At 45.0% G+C, this 14,415-nt stretch carries 12 protein-coding genes and 1 tRNA gene; 10 read left to right on the top strand and 3 right to left on the bottom strand.

The window, feature by feature from the left end; genetic code table 11:
- Positions 1 to 311: 311 nt before the first annotated feature.
- Together rsmD and FAI40_02695 are read right to left on the bottom strand one after the other, a co-directional pair.
- Positions 312 to 899, bottom strand: a complete 588-nt coding sequence (gene rsmD, locus FAI40_02700; GenBank protein ID QCE34333.1) for a 16S rRNA (guanine(966)-N(2))-methyltransferase RsmD — start codon at positions 897 to 899, stop codon at positions 312 to 314.
- Complete coding sequence (locus FAI40_02695) at positions 896 to 2,128, bottom strand: rRNA pseudouridine synthase (GenBank protein QCE34332.1); 1,233 nt, start codon at positions 2,126 to 2,128, stop codon at positions 896 to 898. The genes rsmD and FAI40_02695 overlap by 4 nt, the downstream gene beginning before the upstream one ends.
- A 113-nt stretch (positions 2,129 to 2,241) precedes the next feature.
- Here FAI40_02695 and FAI40_02690 point away from each other — a divergent pair, with 113 nt between their 5' ends.
- From FAI40_02690 to FAI40_02680, 3 genes are all read left to right on the top strand, one after another.
- The gene (locus FAI40_02690; protein ID QCE35725.1) at positions 2,242 to 2,676 is read left to right on the top strand and encodes a nucleoside deaminase; all 435 of its coding nucleotides are present in this window, start codon (positions 2,242 to 2,244) and stop codon (positions 2,674 to 2,676) included.
- Positions 2,677 to 2,989: 313 nt separating this feature from the next.
- Positions 2,990 to 4,540, top strand: a complete 1,551-nt coding sequence (locus FAI40_02685) for a Do family serine endopeptidase (GenBank protein ID QCE35724.1) — start codon at positions 2,990 to 2,992, stop codon at positions 4,538 to 4,540.
- Positions 4,541 to 4,748: 208 nt separating this feature from the next.
- Positions 4,749 to 5,645 (top strand): bifunctional methylenetetrahydrofolate dehydrogenase/methenyltetrahydrofolate cyclohydrolase, encoded by an 897-nt coding sequence (locus tag FAI40_02680; GenBank protein QCE34331.1) that lies wholly within the window; start codon positions 4,749 to 4,751, stop codon positions 5,643 to 5,645.
- An 85-nt stretch (positions 5,646 to 5,730) separates the two neighbouring features.
- Here the strand turns inward: FAI40_02680 and FAI40_02675 are convergent, their stop codons facing one another.
- A complete protein-coding gene (locus FAI40_02675; protein ID QCE34330.1) occupies positions 5,731 to 6,720 on the bottom strand; it encodes a YfdX family protein in 990 nt (329 codons plus the stop codon).
- Positions 6,721 to 6,970: 250 nt separating this feature from the next.
- Here FAI40_02675 and FAI40_02670 point away from each other — a divergent pair, with 250 nt between their 5' ends.
- The 7 genes from FAI40_02670 (at position 6,971) to FAI40_02640 (ending at position 14,394) form a co-directional block, all read left to right on the top strand.
- The gene (locus FAI40_02670) at positions 6,971 to 7,231 is read left to right on the top strand and encodes a hypothetical protein (protein ID QCE34329.1); all 261 of its coding nucleotides are present in this window, start codon (positions 6,971 to 6,973) and stop codon (positions 7,229 to 7,231) included.
- A gap of 105 nt (positions 7,232 to 7,336) precedes the next feature.
- A tRNA-Thr gene (locus FAI40_02665) sits at positions 7,337 to 7,411 on the top strand.
- Positions 7,412 to 7,687: 276 nt separating this feature from the next.
- A complete protein-coding gene (locus FAI40_02660; GenBank protein ID QCE34328.1) occupies positions 7,688 to 9,589 on the top strand; it encodes a class I SAM-dependent DNA methyltransferase in 1,902 nt (633 codons plus the stop codon).
- The gene (locus FAI40_02655; protein ID QCE34327.1) at positions 9,586 to 10,740 is read left to right on the top strand and encodes a hypothetical protein; all 1,155 of its coding nucleotides are present in this window, start codon (positions 9,586 to 9,588) and stop codon (positions 10,738 to 10,740) included. The genes FAI40_02660 and FAI40_02655 overlap by 4 nt, the downstream gene beginning before the upstream one ends.
- Positions 10,737 to 12,893 (top strand): DEAD/DEAH box helicase, encoded by a 2,157-nt coding sequence (locus FAI40_02650; protein ID QCE34326.1) that lies wholly within the window; start codon positions 10,737 to 10,739, stop codon positions 12,891 to 12,893. Before FAI40_02655 ends, FAI40_02650 begins: the two co-directional genes overlap by 4 nt.
- On the top strand, positions 12,890 to 14,149 hold the full coding sequence (locus tag FAI40_02645) for a hypothetical protein (protein ID QCE34325.1): 1,260 nt from the start codon (positions 12,890 to 12,892) through the stop codon (positions 14,147 to 14,149). Before FAI40_02650 ends, FAI40_02645 begins: the two co-directional genes overlap by 4 nt.
- Positions 14,149 to 14,394: a hypothetical protein gene (locus FAI40_02640; GenBank protein QCE34324.1), complete on the top strand. Its 246-nt coding sequence runs from the start codon at positions 14,149 to 14,151 to the stop codon at positions 14,392 to 14,394. Before FAI40_02645 ends, FAI40_02640 begins: the two co-directional genes overlap by 1 nt.
- The last annotated feature ends 21 nt before the right edge of the window (positions 14,395 to 14,415 follow it).

The raw sequence follows: 14,415 nt of genomic DNA, 5'->3' as shown, positions 1-14,415 counted from the left end.
AAGCTTTTGCTTTAATACGTTGAAAAAGGAAATGACACTCTCCCTAAATACTTAAATACCACACGACAATCATAAGGTTCTTCATTCTAAAATTCTCTTATTGAGCCTCTTTTTTTATCATTGCATTCTTCATTTGAATACTGAAATGAATTGTTTTTTACGGCTCTTTTCCAAAGATCAGGGTGCTGGGCGGTAAGTTTATGAGATAACGCCATTTGATTTAAAGTGACGGAAAAAGCGGTTATGGCGTAAACTTAGTAAAGAGGGCTTTTTGTCTGTTTGTACAATTTTTCTTTAAATCCTTATTTTATTTATGATTTATTGGGATGCCAAAAACGAACCATAGCGGCGCCAAACCGCCTTTCTTCTAAGAGATTATCAGCACTTAAAACATTTTTAAAAATTTCATCTTCTCCCGTTTCTCCTACAATAAGAAGGTCTGGATGTTCAAGCCAGCCTGCTTTTTTAAGCGCAGCCAAACTTTTTGGGATCAGGTTTTTACCATAAGGCGGGTCTAAAAAAATTAAATTGGGCAGAGGCATTCCCCATGATTTTTTAAAAATGGGCGGGCGCAGAATGTCGCTGGCAAAAAGCCGAACCTTCTCTGCCATTTTGCAACGTTCGATATTCATGGTGAGCGCCTTGAGCGCTTTGGCATTTTTTTCAAAAAAATAAGCGGAAGCACAGCCCCTTGAAAGCGCTTCTAATCCAAGTGCGCCCGTTCCTGCAAAACCGTCTAGTACTGTTCCCGTGAAAAGAGTTTCGCCGCCCCAACTTGCAAACCGCAGCATATCAAAAATAGCCGAACGTGCCCGTTCGCTTGTCGGGCGTGTTTCACGTCCTGGAGGTGTGTTGAGGTGTAGATTTTTAAAACTTCCGCCAGAAATTCTTAAACTCATCGTTTAAAATTCCGTTTTTTGGATTTTGGAAAGCCAGAAGGTGAAGGGGTGTTTGAGGCTGATTTTCCTGTTGTGCGTCCGAATTTAGAAAGAGGAGCAGAGGGATTCCAATTTTTTCTCTCTCTTTGAGGTGCGGAGAAATCTTCCTCTGCACTTTTGCGATTCTTTTTTTCAAAACGGAAAGATTTTCTAAAGTTTTTTTGCTCTTTAGACGTAGCTTCTCTTTCTTTGAAATTTTGTTTTTTGGCATTTTGTTTTGAATGTGAAAATCTTCGTGTGTTTTTATCTTCTCTTTTTTCGTTAGGGGCATTTTCTGTTGTTTGGGGGGACGTTTTTGGATGTTTTGGTGCTGGAAAATATTGAGGCAGTGCCTGATAGACTTCTTCAGGCGTGAGGGCATGCACCTTGCCAATTTCTAACTCTCCTAGAGAAAAAGGGCCATAAGCAAGGCGGATGAGGCGGTTTACTTTTAGCCCTAAAGCCAGCATTACCCGTCTGATTTCTCTATTTTTCCCTTCAAAAAGCTGAACACGAAGCCATGTATTCCGCCCTGTTTTTAAGGAAGTTTCAGGTTCTGCAATGATGGATTTATACTGAACGCCTTCTACAACGATGCCATCTGCGAGTTTTTTGAGGGCTTCGGGATTGATTGTGCCAAAAACCCTTACACGGTAAAGGCGTTTCCAGCCCCTGTCTGGCAATTCCAATTCGCGGCTGAGATTGCCGTCATTGGTTAACAGTAAAAGCCCCTCAGAGTTTAAATCCAGCCGGCCGATCGAAATGACACGAGGGAGTTCTTTGGGAAGATTTTCAAAAATGGTTGGGCGTCCAAGTGGATCGCTATGGGTGGTAATGAGGCCTGCCGGTTTATGGTAAAGCCAGAGGCGAGGGCTGGCAGGCGGATCAATCGGCACATCATCCACGAAAACCTGATCTGCTTTACCGACTAAAGTGGAGGGATGCGTAATTCTCTCTTTTTTGCGTAATTCTGCAAAATAAACAGAAATACGGCCTGCCTCGACAAGTTTTTCACTTTCTCTTCTGCTGGCAATGCCACAACGGGCTAAATATTTTGCAATGCGCTCATTTTGCGCAGCAGCGTTTTTTGTAATGGAGATGTTTTGAGAGTCTGTTTTTAGAGGAGGTCTATTTGGTGCAGAGCCTCGTAAAGCGTTATGCTTTTTTAAAGAGTCGGGTCGGGGAGAATTTTGTTTTGAAGTCTGGCGCATATTCAGCTAATAATGGGAAAAATGAAGGCTTTGAAGAGAGAAAATTCAAAGTGGCAACTCCCACCCCTCAACATGAGAGATTATACTGGACAAAGGCGCAATGGGAAAGCCTTATGAATGCGGCTTTTGAACAGGCTTACCAGGCAAAAGAGCGTTCAGAAGTGCCTGTTGGCGCGGCAATCATGGATGCGCAGGGCGTTTTGTTAGAGGCGAATGGCAATCGGGTTATTGAACAGGATAATCCGATGGCGCATGCGGAAATTTTAGTTTTAGAAGCTGTGCGCCAAAAATATGGTGCTGCCTTTCTATCGCAGACGGCTCTGGCTGTGACGCTGGAGCCTTGTCCATTATGTGCAGCTGCGATTGGCATGTTTAAAATCAGGGCTGTAAGTTTTGCAGCTTATGATCTAAAAGGCGGCGCAGTCGATAATGGGCCTCGGCTTTTTTCGCAGAATTTACCCTATCCGCCGATTGAGATTTTTGGAGGTATTCGGGAGAGGGAGAGCTGCCAACTTTTGAAAGATTTTTTTGAATCTTTACGAAAATAGGCAGAATCTATCATTTCCGCATTTGATAAAGAGAGAATTTTTTGTAAGAATTGAGGTTAAAACTAGTCGTATTTTTAAGATTGTTAAAAAATTTACTTGGATGAAGTTTGATAAAAGCGTCTGGAATACTTACCTCACAGATAATCTTGGTAAAATGAGGCAGAATTGCCTGATTTGTAAAAAGGGTCAAAGGATGACATCGCAGATAAAGAGAAAATCTTTTATGGGTACGAAGCTTGCGCTTTCCCTGCTTTTGGGGGCGAGCGTTTCTGGAATGGCTTGGTCTCCAGCCGAGGCCTCCATTTTTTCCTCCATGACATCTTCTTCAGCGTCTGCAAAAGACAAGCCTGCGGAGAATGCTAAGGGCGCAGACGGAGCAAAAGAAGAGGCTTCTCCAAAAATTGATGAGAAAAATAGCTCAACTGTTATTCATCCACATGCGGCAGCGGCATCCGTTCCAGATTTTGTGCCTTTGGTGAAAGCGGTGAAGCCAGCCGTGGTTTCTGTTTCCGCAACGATTAAAGATCCTGGGCAAGAAGAGGGAGACGGCCCGTCTATTCAGATGGGACCCCCTCAAGGTGGCATGGTGCCTTTCGGTTTCCCCTTCCCCTTTATGATGCCTGGAATGCCAATGCAGCAACAGCCACATTCTGTTGAGGCAAAAGGGTCAGGTTTCCTCATCAGTGCGGATGGCTATGTTGTTACGAATTTCCATGTTGTTTCTGGCGCAACGAAAGTTTCTATTACGCTTGATAATGGCCGTTCCTATCCTGCCAAGATTATCGGGAAGGATAGTAAAACAGATGTTGCTTTGTTAAAAATTAAGCCAGATGCAGCCTTGCCTTATCTCGAACTAGGCGAATCTGAGGAGCTGAATCCGGGACAGTGGATTGTTGCCGTTGGGGATCCATACGGTCTTGGCGGTACGGTAACAGCCGGCATTGTGTCTGCTATGGGACGTGATTTGCACTCTGGCGCTTATAATGACTTCATTCAGCTGGATGCACCTATTAACCGTGGGAACTCAGGCGGGCCTCTTTTAACCCTGAATGGGAAAGTGGCTGGTATGAATGCGATGATTCTCTCACCAAATGGCGGAGGCTCTATTGGGATTGGTTTTGCGATTCCGTCTGATACGGTGAGTTCTGTTGTGAAACAGCTTCGTAAGACAGGCCATGTGGTTCGTGGTTATCTTGGAGTTGCAGGGCAAGACCTTACACCAGCGCTCGCAGAAGCGATGGGCGTTAAATCAAAAAGCCCAACCTTGCCAGCAGAAGGTGCATTGGTTGCCTCTGTGACGACCTCTAGCCCTGCGGAAAAAGCGGGGATTAAGAGTGGCGATGTGATTGTTTCTGTGGACGGCAAAGCTGTTAAGAATGCGCATGACCTCGCTGTGAAAATCAGTTCTTTGCCTCCGAAGACCAAGGCTTCTATTTCTGTTATCCGTGAGAATAAAAATCTTGATCTTTCTGTTGTAACAGGGGATCTCGGTGCTGATGGAAAAGGCGCAGATGAGGGTAATGCCAATTCTGGTAAGATTGGTTTGCCAGGATTGTCTTCTTTGAATCCGCATATTCGTCAGGAAATCGGCGTCGATGAGAATGTGCAGGGCGTGGCTGTTATGGAGGTTGCGCCAAACAGTGTTGCATTCCGTGCTGGCATCCGTCCCGGGGATGTTCTTTTAGCGGTGAATAATCACCCTGTAACGACACCTAAAGCGGTCTCTTCTTTCATTTCCCAATCCTTGGCAGGGAAAAAACCTATTCTTTTCCAGATTTTAAGAGATGGTCAGCATCTTTATATGGCAATCAATGGGGATGCGCAGGCAGATGAGGAATTGCCATCCGATGATGGGCAAGGCTAAATCTTAATTTTGCGATGTTTGAAGAAATGAGATGTTTGCGGTAAGCTGTGGGCATCTCATTTTCTTGCATTTGAAAAAGCTTTTGATCCCGAAAGGGGTTTAAATTTTTAGATGATTGGGAGAGAGTGCTTTCACTGATTTTTTAAAAGACAATTCTAATCACAGGAAGAGTGCCGTCCTGAAAAATTCAATAGAATCCCTACTTTCATTGCAGAAAGGTAAATTACTTAACGGCAGAGAGGCGGCAAAGGCGCTGAGAAAGCGCATTTCAAGCTTTATCAAAGCCCATCAGGAGCTGATACAGGTTCCTGGTCTTGCGGTTATTTTAGTTGGGGATGACCCTGCATCTGAAATTTATGTGCGTAAAAAGGGGGAGCAGGCCAAGCAAGTTGGCATGAATTCTATTACGCTGAAATTTGATGCGACTGTTTCAGAAAATATTCTTCTGAAAGAAATTCATCGTTTAAATCAAGACTCCAATACGCATGGGATTTTAATCCAATTGCCATTGCCGAAGCATATTAATGCGCAAAGGCTTTTAAATGCGGTTGATTATCAAAAAGATGTTGACGGCTTAGGTGTTGTAAATGCTGGGCGTCTTTCTCTTGGAATGAAAGAGGCGATAATTCCCTGTACCCCTTTGGGCTGTTGGCGTTTGCTGCGCAGCGTTGAATCAGATTTAAGAGGCAAAAAGGTGCTTGTGATTGGCGCTTCTAATTTAGTCGGTAAGCCTATGGCGCAATTATTGCTTCGGGAGGAGGCAACCCTTTCAGTTGCCAATATTTATACAAAAAATTTGCCTGCGCTCTGCCGTGAAGCAGAGATTATTATTTCGGCGACAGGCCATTCCGAGCTCGTCCAAGCGGATTGGGTCAGTGATGGGGCGATTGTCATCGATGTCGGGATTAACCGCATTGAGGGGGAAGATGGTAAAGTGCGTTTGGTCGGAGATGTGGCTTTTGACTCTGTGAAAGAAAAAGCCTCATGGATTACGCCTGTGCCAGGTGGGGTCGGGCCAATGACGGTGGCTTGCCTTTTGGAAAATACTTTGAGAGCTGCCTGTTGCCAGCAAGGCTGGGGAGAAATTTTAAAGTTCTACTTATAAAATTATTTTATAAAGAGGATATATAAAAAACTGGCTCCTTTTGGGAGCCAGTTTTTGTTTGAGCGTTTCTGCTGTCAAAACCAGATCATTTGCCTGGGTTGGTGTCAGGGCTTGTATCAGCAGGTGCGCCTGGTGCAAGACCTTTACCGCCTTTTTGGGCTGGTTGGCTTTCTGCATTAGCTGCTTTTGCATCTGCTGCGCTGGCTTCAGATGCGGCTGCATCCGCATTGGCATCTGCCTGTGCTGCATCGGTTTGTGCAGTCTTTGCATCTGCTTTCGCATTGGCGGCTTTTGTGTCAGCTTTTTCCACAGCATTAGCTTGCTTCTGCTTAACGCTATTAGAGGCATTGCTTTCAATCACGTTCTGAGAAAGGAAGATGATGCCGTTTGTGACTGTGCTAATAGCATCTTGCGCTTCTTGGGTCTGACCTTGGTCAGCAAAAAGCACAGCACGATCCACAGCATCTGTTGTTGAAGCGAGTGGGGCGAGTGCAATCACGAAATCAAGGTCTTGGCCAATTGTGCGTAATGTATCCGCTGCAGCCTGTGTATTGCCAGAACGCAATTGGCTATTTGCTTTTGCAACAACGGCTTTATCCGCAGAGCTTAGCTTATCAACCGCAACGATTTCTGCGCCAACAGGAATCCATTTGGTTGAACCAGCTGGATTTGCACCTGTTTCATCAACGGCAGCCTGCTGTTGTTTGGCAATCTCAAGTTTCAATTTAGGATTGAGCTGATTCATCGCTGCTGTGAAGCTGCTGTCTGCAGAAGCTGCTTTTTTCAAAGATGCCTGAGCTTTTTTCAAAAGAACCGTTGCTTGTTTGGCATCATTGTCTGAAAGCTGTAATTGTGCGGCAAGCACATCAGCAATGGCAATTTGCCCATCTGCAGAAAGGCTGTCAAAAGCGGCTTCAGCTTTGTGCTGGGCATATTTTGTTTTAAGCGTCTGAATAGGGTGGTGTTTGTGGGAAGCAGCAGCAGGGGTTGCATCACCAGCGGCGAAAGCAGGCGCTGTCAATGCTGTGCCAGCAAGGAAGGCTGCGCTAGCCAGAAGAGTTGTAATTTTACGCATGTGAGTTAAATTCCCTAAAAATAAGATTTAACAGTGTTTTTTAGGCGGAACACCTTGTCCTTCAAAGATTGCGCTTTCCTCTCTCAAATACAAGGTGTTTATCTACGATTTTACTAAAAAACTTTTCCGAAAAGAGTCGTTTTTGAAGCGGGTAAAATTTGCTAAAAAAGGAAAAATTTTTTAGGTAAGAAGAGATTACGGCTTTGCAAGGGAACGAAGTCGTTAGCTTTCATGATAAGGAAACCTTTGAGTGGTAAAAAAAGAAACGGTTTCGACTTGGAAAGATCAATCCACGGAGACAGATGTTCTGGCGATTAAAACAGAACAGCAACGCCAACGGATGGAAAGCCGAATCTCTAAAGAGTCCAGACGGGCAGACCTTATTCTTTTAATCTGTGCGCTGGTTTTATTTGCCGTGGTTATTCTAACTTTTATCCTTTGTTTTGAAACTTGGGCGGTTGATAGTCCTGTCGGTTTCCTGATTTGGGATAAAAAATGGTGGGGATTGTAAAAAAAATACAATTTAGCTCTTGAGTCTTTTGCAAGAGTTTGGCATTAAGCTTTTCAGATGTTGCGCTTTGAGATGATAAAGCGCCCTTGCGAACAGCAAGAAAATGCCGGATTAGCACAGTGGTAGTGCAGCGGTTTTGTAAACCGAAGGTCGGGAGTTCAAATCTCTCATCCGGCACCATTTTTCCCAGAAAACAGCCATTTTTAGAATTTCCTTGACCCGCAATTCCGCATGAGATGCGTTCCTAGTCCGGATAAAAAGCCGGACAGCTTTAAATATCAGACTTAAATTCAGGTATGGAAGAAATGAAAGAAAGAGACCTTCCTTCTTTTTGGATTATTCTTTTGACGGGAATCTTTAATTTGATTTAAGGTCTTGGGGAGGGTTGCGTTTTATGAAGGCTTTCCTTAAAGATACCCTGTTATATCACGCTATAATCAGTTCAGAGATTTTCCTGTGGCTAAAGCTGTCAAAAAACACGAACCCCCTCAAGACAAATTTCAAGCGATGCTGGACGGGTTTGCTGTTTTTTCTGAAAATTTTGCAGGAGAGGACTGGCAATATGATCCCAAAACATTCGGGTTTACATTTTTAGAGATTTTTCCTTATTCCGCAAGAACGATTGCCACCCTCAAACAGCATTCAGGCTCTGACATTGAAAATGCGCTTTTGCTGAAAGGGGAGATTCATTTGCTTGCCTTGCCCTCGCCAGAATCGCAAGGGGAAACAGATTTTGAGGCTTCTTTGGCGTTATTACGCCATTCGGAAAAGGCCTCCAAAATAAAAACCCGCAAAAATAAACCCCGCCTGTTGATGGTGACCGATGGCGTGGAATATTACGGCGAGGATACCAAAAACGGCGTTCCCTTTTCAGGGGAATTAAAAGATCTCAATTCGGGGGAGGCCTATAGCCCGTTTCTGCCCCTGATTAAGATTGATTATGTCGCCGAGATTAAGGAAACCGCTCTAGACCGCAAGGCGGCGGCAATATTGAGAAGACTTTATATTGAATTGCTCAAGGCTAATCCTGAATGGTCGAAAGATGAAAAAAGGCCGGCGCTCAATTTTTTCTTAGCCCGTTTAATTTTTTGTCTTTTTGCAGACAAAACAGGGATTTTTCGTGAGAATAGCTTCAGGCGGGTTGTGGAGCTCCATGGCGCGCGGGGCGCTGGAAAATTCTCAGAAATTCATCAAACGATTTTAGAATATTTTACGGCCTTGGGTTTGAAAGAAGGTGAGCGTCAGAATTTGCCGAACTGGGCGCAGAAATTGCGCTATGTGAACGGGCATTTATTTGAACATCATGTTGAAGTGCCGAAATTCTCGGCGAGCGCTTGGCGCTATTTAATGGCGGCAGCAAAGGAAAAGTGGAAAGAAATCAACCCTGATATTTTTGGCTCTTTGATTCAGACCATTAAGGCAGGCACGCAGGAAGGGGCGGAGGAACGGGGCGAGGACGGGATTCATTACACCTCGGTTTCCAATATTTTAAAACTTTTAAATCCTTTATTTCTGGATGGCTTGCGGGAAGAGATTGACGAGGCTTGCGATTATGGACCGAAATTGAAAGCCTCGAAATTAAACGCCCTTTTGACTCGGATAAAAAAAATCCGTGTGTTTGATCCGGCCTGCGGGTCTGGGAATTTCCTGGTGATTGCCTATAAGGAGCTCCGGAAATTAGAACATGACATTAAGGAGAAATTAGGGAAAACTGGCGATCTCTTAGCCGAAAGCGAGATTACCCTCCGGAATTTCAGAGGGATTGAAAAAGAGGATTTTCCAACGCAAATTGCAAGACTTTCCCTGGTCGTTGCCAAATTCCAGTGCGATGTTGTGTATAAGGGGCTGGGCAAAGCGCAGGAAGAAGCTTTGCCGCTGGATAAAGAAAACTGGATTGTGGAGGGGAATGCCCTTCGGCTGGATTGGCATAAAGTCTGTCCCGTCCATGAGACAGAGGTCAAAGTTGAAAAAGCGGAAAATGCGCTGAACTTTATGTCAGAACCGCAAGCGGCAATTGATTTTGAACATGAGGGCGGGGAACTTTATATTGTCGGCAATCCGCCTTATCGGGGCTCGACCTACCAAACAAAAGAACAAAAAGCGGATTTAGACGAAGTCTTTAAAAATAAGGCAAAAAAATACGCCTCGCTGGATTATATCTCTTGCTGGTTTTTCAAAGCGAGTGAGATAATCTCTTACAGTACAGTACAGTACAGTACAGTACAGTACAGTACAGTACAATACAATACAATACAATACAATACAACCCCTCTTCTAAGCCTATTATCCGTGCGGCCTTTGTTACGACGAACTCACTTTGCCAAGGGACGCAGATTGGCACATTATGGCCGTTATTGATTGGGGAAGGGGCAGGCTGTGAGATTTGTTTCGCTTATCCGAATTTTCAATGGAAGAATGCGGCAGCACATAATGCAGGCGTAACAGTTTCTATTGTTGGCTTAGCCGCAAAAGGGGCAAATGATGAAAAAATCCTTTATGAAGTCGGTCAGAAAAACGGTCAGGACGATCTTTTAAAAAAGAAAATTGTTTCCAATATCAATGCCTATCTCATCGGAGCGGAAGATATCATTGTGGAAGCGCATTCAAAGCCGCTTTCAGCAAAAATTTCCGCCCTCGGTGGGCTTATTACCAAAGGTAACCAGCCCACCGAGGGCGGAAATCTTCTTTTAACTTTTTCGGAAAAAGAAAAACTTCTTCAAGAAACGCAGGGAAAAGTCTCTAAATTCATTCGGCCTATTTTAGGCAGCGCTGAATTTATTCGGGGCGAAGAGCGTTTTTGCATTTGGGTAAAACCCGAGGAAGTTGAAGAAGCCAAAGAAATTCCAGAATTGGCAGAGCGGTTTGAAAAAGTTAGGGAATTTAGATTACTTAGTTCAAAAGAAACCACAAGAAAGAAGTCATTTACGCCTTGGTTTTTTGATGAAGTAAGGCAAATAGACAAGGGATTAACCCTTCTGATTCCAAGGGTGGCTTCTGAAGGGCGAGATTACATAACGGCAGGTGTTATTTCAAATAATGTTATCGTTTTGGATAGCGCATTTTCCCTTTTCGATGCGCCTTTATTTTGTTTTGCCTTAATTTCTTCCCGTTTGCACCGGCTTTGGATTGGTCTTGCCTGCGGATATATGGGCACAAGTATCCGTTATTCCAACACATTGGGCTGGAACACTTTCCCTGTTCCGGAATTGACCGAAGAGGTGATGGAGGCCTTAACGCTTTCCGCCCAAAAAATTCTAAAAGCCCGTGAGGGCCATTACCCTGCAACCATTGCGGAAATGTACGATCCCAAGCGCATGGCGGAGGATTATCCTGCGCTCCTCCAGGCCCATGAGGAAAATGATGAAATTGTGGAACGTCATTTTTTCGGCATGCGTCCCAAAACAGATGAGGAAAGCCTCGCCCGTCTGATGAATCTTTATGCCCAGGAAATCAAAAAACTCGGCTCTGTCACGGGAAAGCGCCCCTCGCAAAAAGGAAAAAGAAAATGACTGCGGAACATCAAAAAGCGCCTGTGAATTTCACAACCTATCGGGGAGGGGCGCGGACGGCCCCTTCCAAATTTCCAAATGCGCTGGGCATGCGGGAAATGCAGGCTCAGCTTTGGCAAAAGCGGGGGGAGCGGTATCTTTTGCTCAAGGCGCCGCCCGCCTCGGGGAAATCAAGGGCTTTGATGTTTGTCGCCTTGGACAAATTGAAAAATCAGGGGCTTAAAAAATGTATTATTGTGGTGCCCGAACGTTCGATTGGCGCTTCCTTTGGCAATACAAATCTGACGGAAAACGGGTTTTGGGCGGATTGGGAAGTTTCAGACCGTCATAATTTATGTTTCCGCTCTGGATCAGAAACCTCGAAAGGCACGATGTCCGCCCTCGAGGCTTTTCTTTGTCTGCCCGTGGAGGAAGAGGCGGTTTTTTCCTCTAAAGGGCGTGTTTTAATTTGCTGTCATGCGACCTTTCGGCGTGTGTTTGAGTATCTTCCCCTTGAGATGTTTGATGACTGTTTTGTCGCCGTAGATGAATTCCACCATGTTTCCCATGCGCAGGAGAATGTTCTGGGCAATAATGTCCGGGCCTTACTGGCGCGGGATCGGGCGCATATCATGGCGATGACGGGCTCTTTCTTCCGTGGAGACGGCGAGGCCGTCCTGCATCCGGAGGATGAGGCGAAATTTTCGCCTGTGTCTTATTCTTATTACCAGCAGCTTCAATCCTATAAATATCTCAGGGATTTGGATTTGGGATATTATTTCTATGAGACGGGTAACTGGATGGCCCCCCTGCCGGAGGTGATTGATGTCACGAAAAAGACCATCATTCATATTCCAAATGTCAATTCCTCCGAGGCGGGAATGACAACAAAATATCAGCAGGTAGATGAGATTCTAACGGTTTTCGGAGAATATTTAGGGACCGACAGCCAAACAGGTTTCCTCCTTGTGAAGCCAAAAAATCCGGAGCTGTTCCCTGAGGGGAAACTGTTGAAAATTGTGGATCTGGTCGATGATAATCTGCCAGCGAGGGATCAGCTGATGAAGTCGCTGCGTTCAGATAAAATCAAGACAGACCGTGATTATATTGACGTGATTATTGCGCTGGGCATGGCGAAAGAGGGCTTTGACTGGATCTGGGCGGAGCAGGCCATTACAATCGGTTACCGGAATTCCCTGACAGAAATCGTTCAGATTATCGGGCGTGTGACACGGGACGCCAAAGGAAAGTCCAAGGCGAAATTTATCAATATTGTCGCTGAACCCTATAGCGGTCAGGAGGACGCGGCCAATGTTGTGAATGAACTGTTAAAGGCTGTTTCTGTTTCGATGCTCATGGAACAGGCGCTCGTTCCAAAATTGACGTTCAAGCAAAAAGAGAAAGACAGTCCTAAAAGCGGTCTGGAGGTTAATCCGGAAACGGGAGACATCACCGTTCATGTGGCGGAGATTAAAATGCCTGAGACCGAAGAGGGCGCGCGCATTATCCAAGAGGATTTAGACCTTTTGGAGACGAGTTTACTCAATAATCCCAGAACGATGATTAAGGCCTTGGGCGAAAATACCATTGCCCAGGAGATCACGATTGAGGAAGCCGGAAAAATTATCGCAGCGCATTATCCTGATCTTCCAGAAGGGGAGAAGGAGGCTGTTCGGCAGCATTGGATGGCGAAAAGCGCTGCCATTGCCGAGTCCAGGCGCTTTTGGGAAGAGGAGAGGCAGCGTCAGGTTGCGGAGGGGGCGGTAAGCCAATCTTCTGGAATGTCCCTTGAATCAAAGCCTTTTCCTGAAAAAACGACAAAAGAGATTTTGATTGACGGGATTAAAAAATGGCAGCTCGCAACCGGCTCTCTTAATATTGATTTGATTGAATCGGTCAATCCATTTTGGAACAGTTATAAGATTCTCTCCAAAACCCTCAATGAGGAGACCTTTCGTTTTATTCAAGAGCAAGTGGATAAAAAGAAAATCCGCTTAACCTATGACGAAGCCAAAACAAGGGCGGAGGAAGCTTTGCGCTTTAAGCGGCAAAATAACCGCATCCCCTCTTTGAAAAGCAATGATCCCTGGGAGAAGCTTTTGGCGGAGGGGGTTGCGGCCTATCAGTCTTTTAGAAAGGCAGAGAGGCAAAAAGAGGCGCAAGAAAACGCATGAGGAAAGAAGAGAGAGAGATTTCGAGTTATTCTTTAGAGGAATTAGATGCGGCCTTAGGGATTGATACCTCTCCCGATGAGGTAAGGGAATTTACGAAATTGGAAGAACGCCTTATTGGCGGTTTTGAAGAGATTACGCTGTTCTATCAAAAGCAAAAAGAAGCGAAAGAAAGCCATGAATATGAGGCGCTTTTTGCGGAGCTTTATGAAATCCGTCTTCAAAAAATTCGGGAGCTGACGGTAAAAGAAGAGCGCTTAAAGGAAATTTTAACCCCTTTGGACGTCCTGAATTTACTTTCCAACGCTCAGGATAAAAAGACGGCGGCGGAAGAGTCCTTGGATCATTTAATGGGAGAGGCCTTATTAGAGGCTTTGGACGATGCTTTTTTAGATCAGGAAGATGAAAACCCCTTAACAAAGCTCCGTTTTGTAAAATCGTATGAGGAAAAACAGCGTGAGCAGGCGGAAGAGGGGGACGAGCCTGCCCGCAGAGCGCCTTGTGAGAATTTTGAAGAATTCAGCGAAAAATTTGATGCCGTTCGGCAGGCCTTAAAAGAGGGCTCAAAGGTGGCAATTCCTTTTCGGGATGAAAGCAATGTTGAGGCCGGGCAATATTTTATCCTGAAAGGGCAGATTTGCTACGTTGCTGAAAAAGAAGCGCTGGACGGTCAGGACAGCAAGGGCAATCCAAAAGCCCGTTTAAGGGTGATTTTCGATAATGAAATGGAAAGCCCGCTGCAGCAGGCCTCTTTATGGCGGCGTTTGTCAGAACGTAAAAATAACGGGCGGCGGATTGTCTCTGCTGATAAGTCAGGGAAGGCTGTTCCTGAGGTTATGAATCTCAAAACAGGGTCAATTTATGTTTTGCGCTCCCTTTCCCAATCCCCGGAAATTGCGGAATATGGCGCAAATCTTGTCAAAATAGGCGTTACAACAAATTTGGTGAAAAAACGTCTGGCGAATGCGAAGAAAGAGGCCACCTATCTTTATGCGCCTGTGGAAATCCTCCAAACCTATGAGGTTGGCGGAAAATGGTCGCCAGAGAGGGTGGAAAAGCTCTTGCATAAAATTTTTGGCAATGCCCGCGCCCGTATTAAAATTCCAGATGGCTTGGGGAATACGCATAAGCCAAGGGAATGGTTCGTTTTGCCTTTATTTATCATTGATGAGTTCGTTACCGCCCTCCAGAACGGAAGGGCGGAAGGCCTGTCTTATGATTATCAAAATATGCGTCTAGCGCGTAATGGAGAAATGTGATGCTGAGTGAATATGAAAAACAAGTTCTTTGGGAAGCTCCTGATCTTTGGATAAGAGAGCCTTACCAAAATTTAGAGCAGTTTTTGGAAAGTCTTGGGGATGAGAAAAAAGCCAATACTATTAGAGAATTGATTTCAAATGGCTATTTGGAACCTCCAATAATAAGAATGTTATCGGCAGGAATTCGCCCTATTGCTTCTATAGGTCTTTTAAAGATAACCGCAAAAGGCAATGAAGCCCTTTGATGATTTTGAAATGATGCGTCT

The organism is Acetobacteraceae bacterium (genome assembly GCA_004843345.1).
Lineage (GTDB): Bacteria > Pseudomonadota > Alphaproteobacteria > Acetobacterales > Acetobacteraceae.
This window is presented reverse-complemented; position numbering and strand designations above follow the sequence as displayed.

Excerpts from the sequence above, each read along its gene's own strand:
- FAI40_02690 (QCE35725.1), top strand. The coding sequence starts at position 2,242 with ATGAATGCGGCTTTTGAACAGGCTTACCAGGCAAAAGAGCGTTCAGAA.
- FAI40_02640 (QCE34324.1), top strand. The coding sequence starts at position 14,149 with ATGCTGAGTGAATATGAAAAACAAGTTCTTTGGGAAGCTCCTGATCTT.
- FAI40_02675 (QCE34330.1), bottom strand. The coding sequence starts at position 6,720 with ATGCGTAAAATTACAACTCTTCTGGCTAGCGCAGCCTTCCTTGCTGGC.
- FAI40_02650 (QCE34326.1), top strand. The coding sequence starts at position 10,737 with ATGACTGCGGAACATCAAAAAGCGCCTGTGAATTTCACAACCTATCGG.
- FAI40_02695 (QCE34332.1), bottom strand. The coding sequence starts at position 2,128 with ATGCGCCAGACTTCAAAACAAAATTCTCCCCGACCCGACTCTTTAAAA.
- FAI40_02645 (QCE34325.1), top strand. The coding sequence starts at position 12,890 with ATGAGGAAAGAAGAGAGAGAGATTTCGAGTTATTCTTTAGAGGAATTA.
- rsmD (QCE34333.1), bottom strand. The coding sequence starts at position 899 with ATGAGTTTAAGAATTTCTGGCGGAAGTTTTAAAAATCTACACCTCAAC.
- FAI40_02685 (QCE35724.1), top strand. The coding sequence starts at position 2,990 with ATGACATCTTCTTCAGCGTCTGCAAAAGACAAGCCTGCGGAGAATGCT.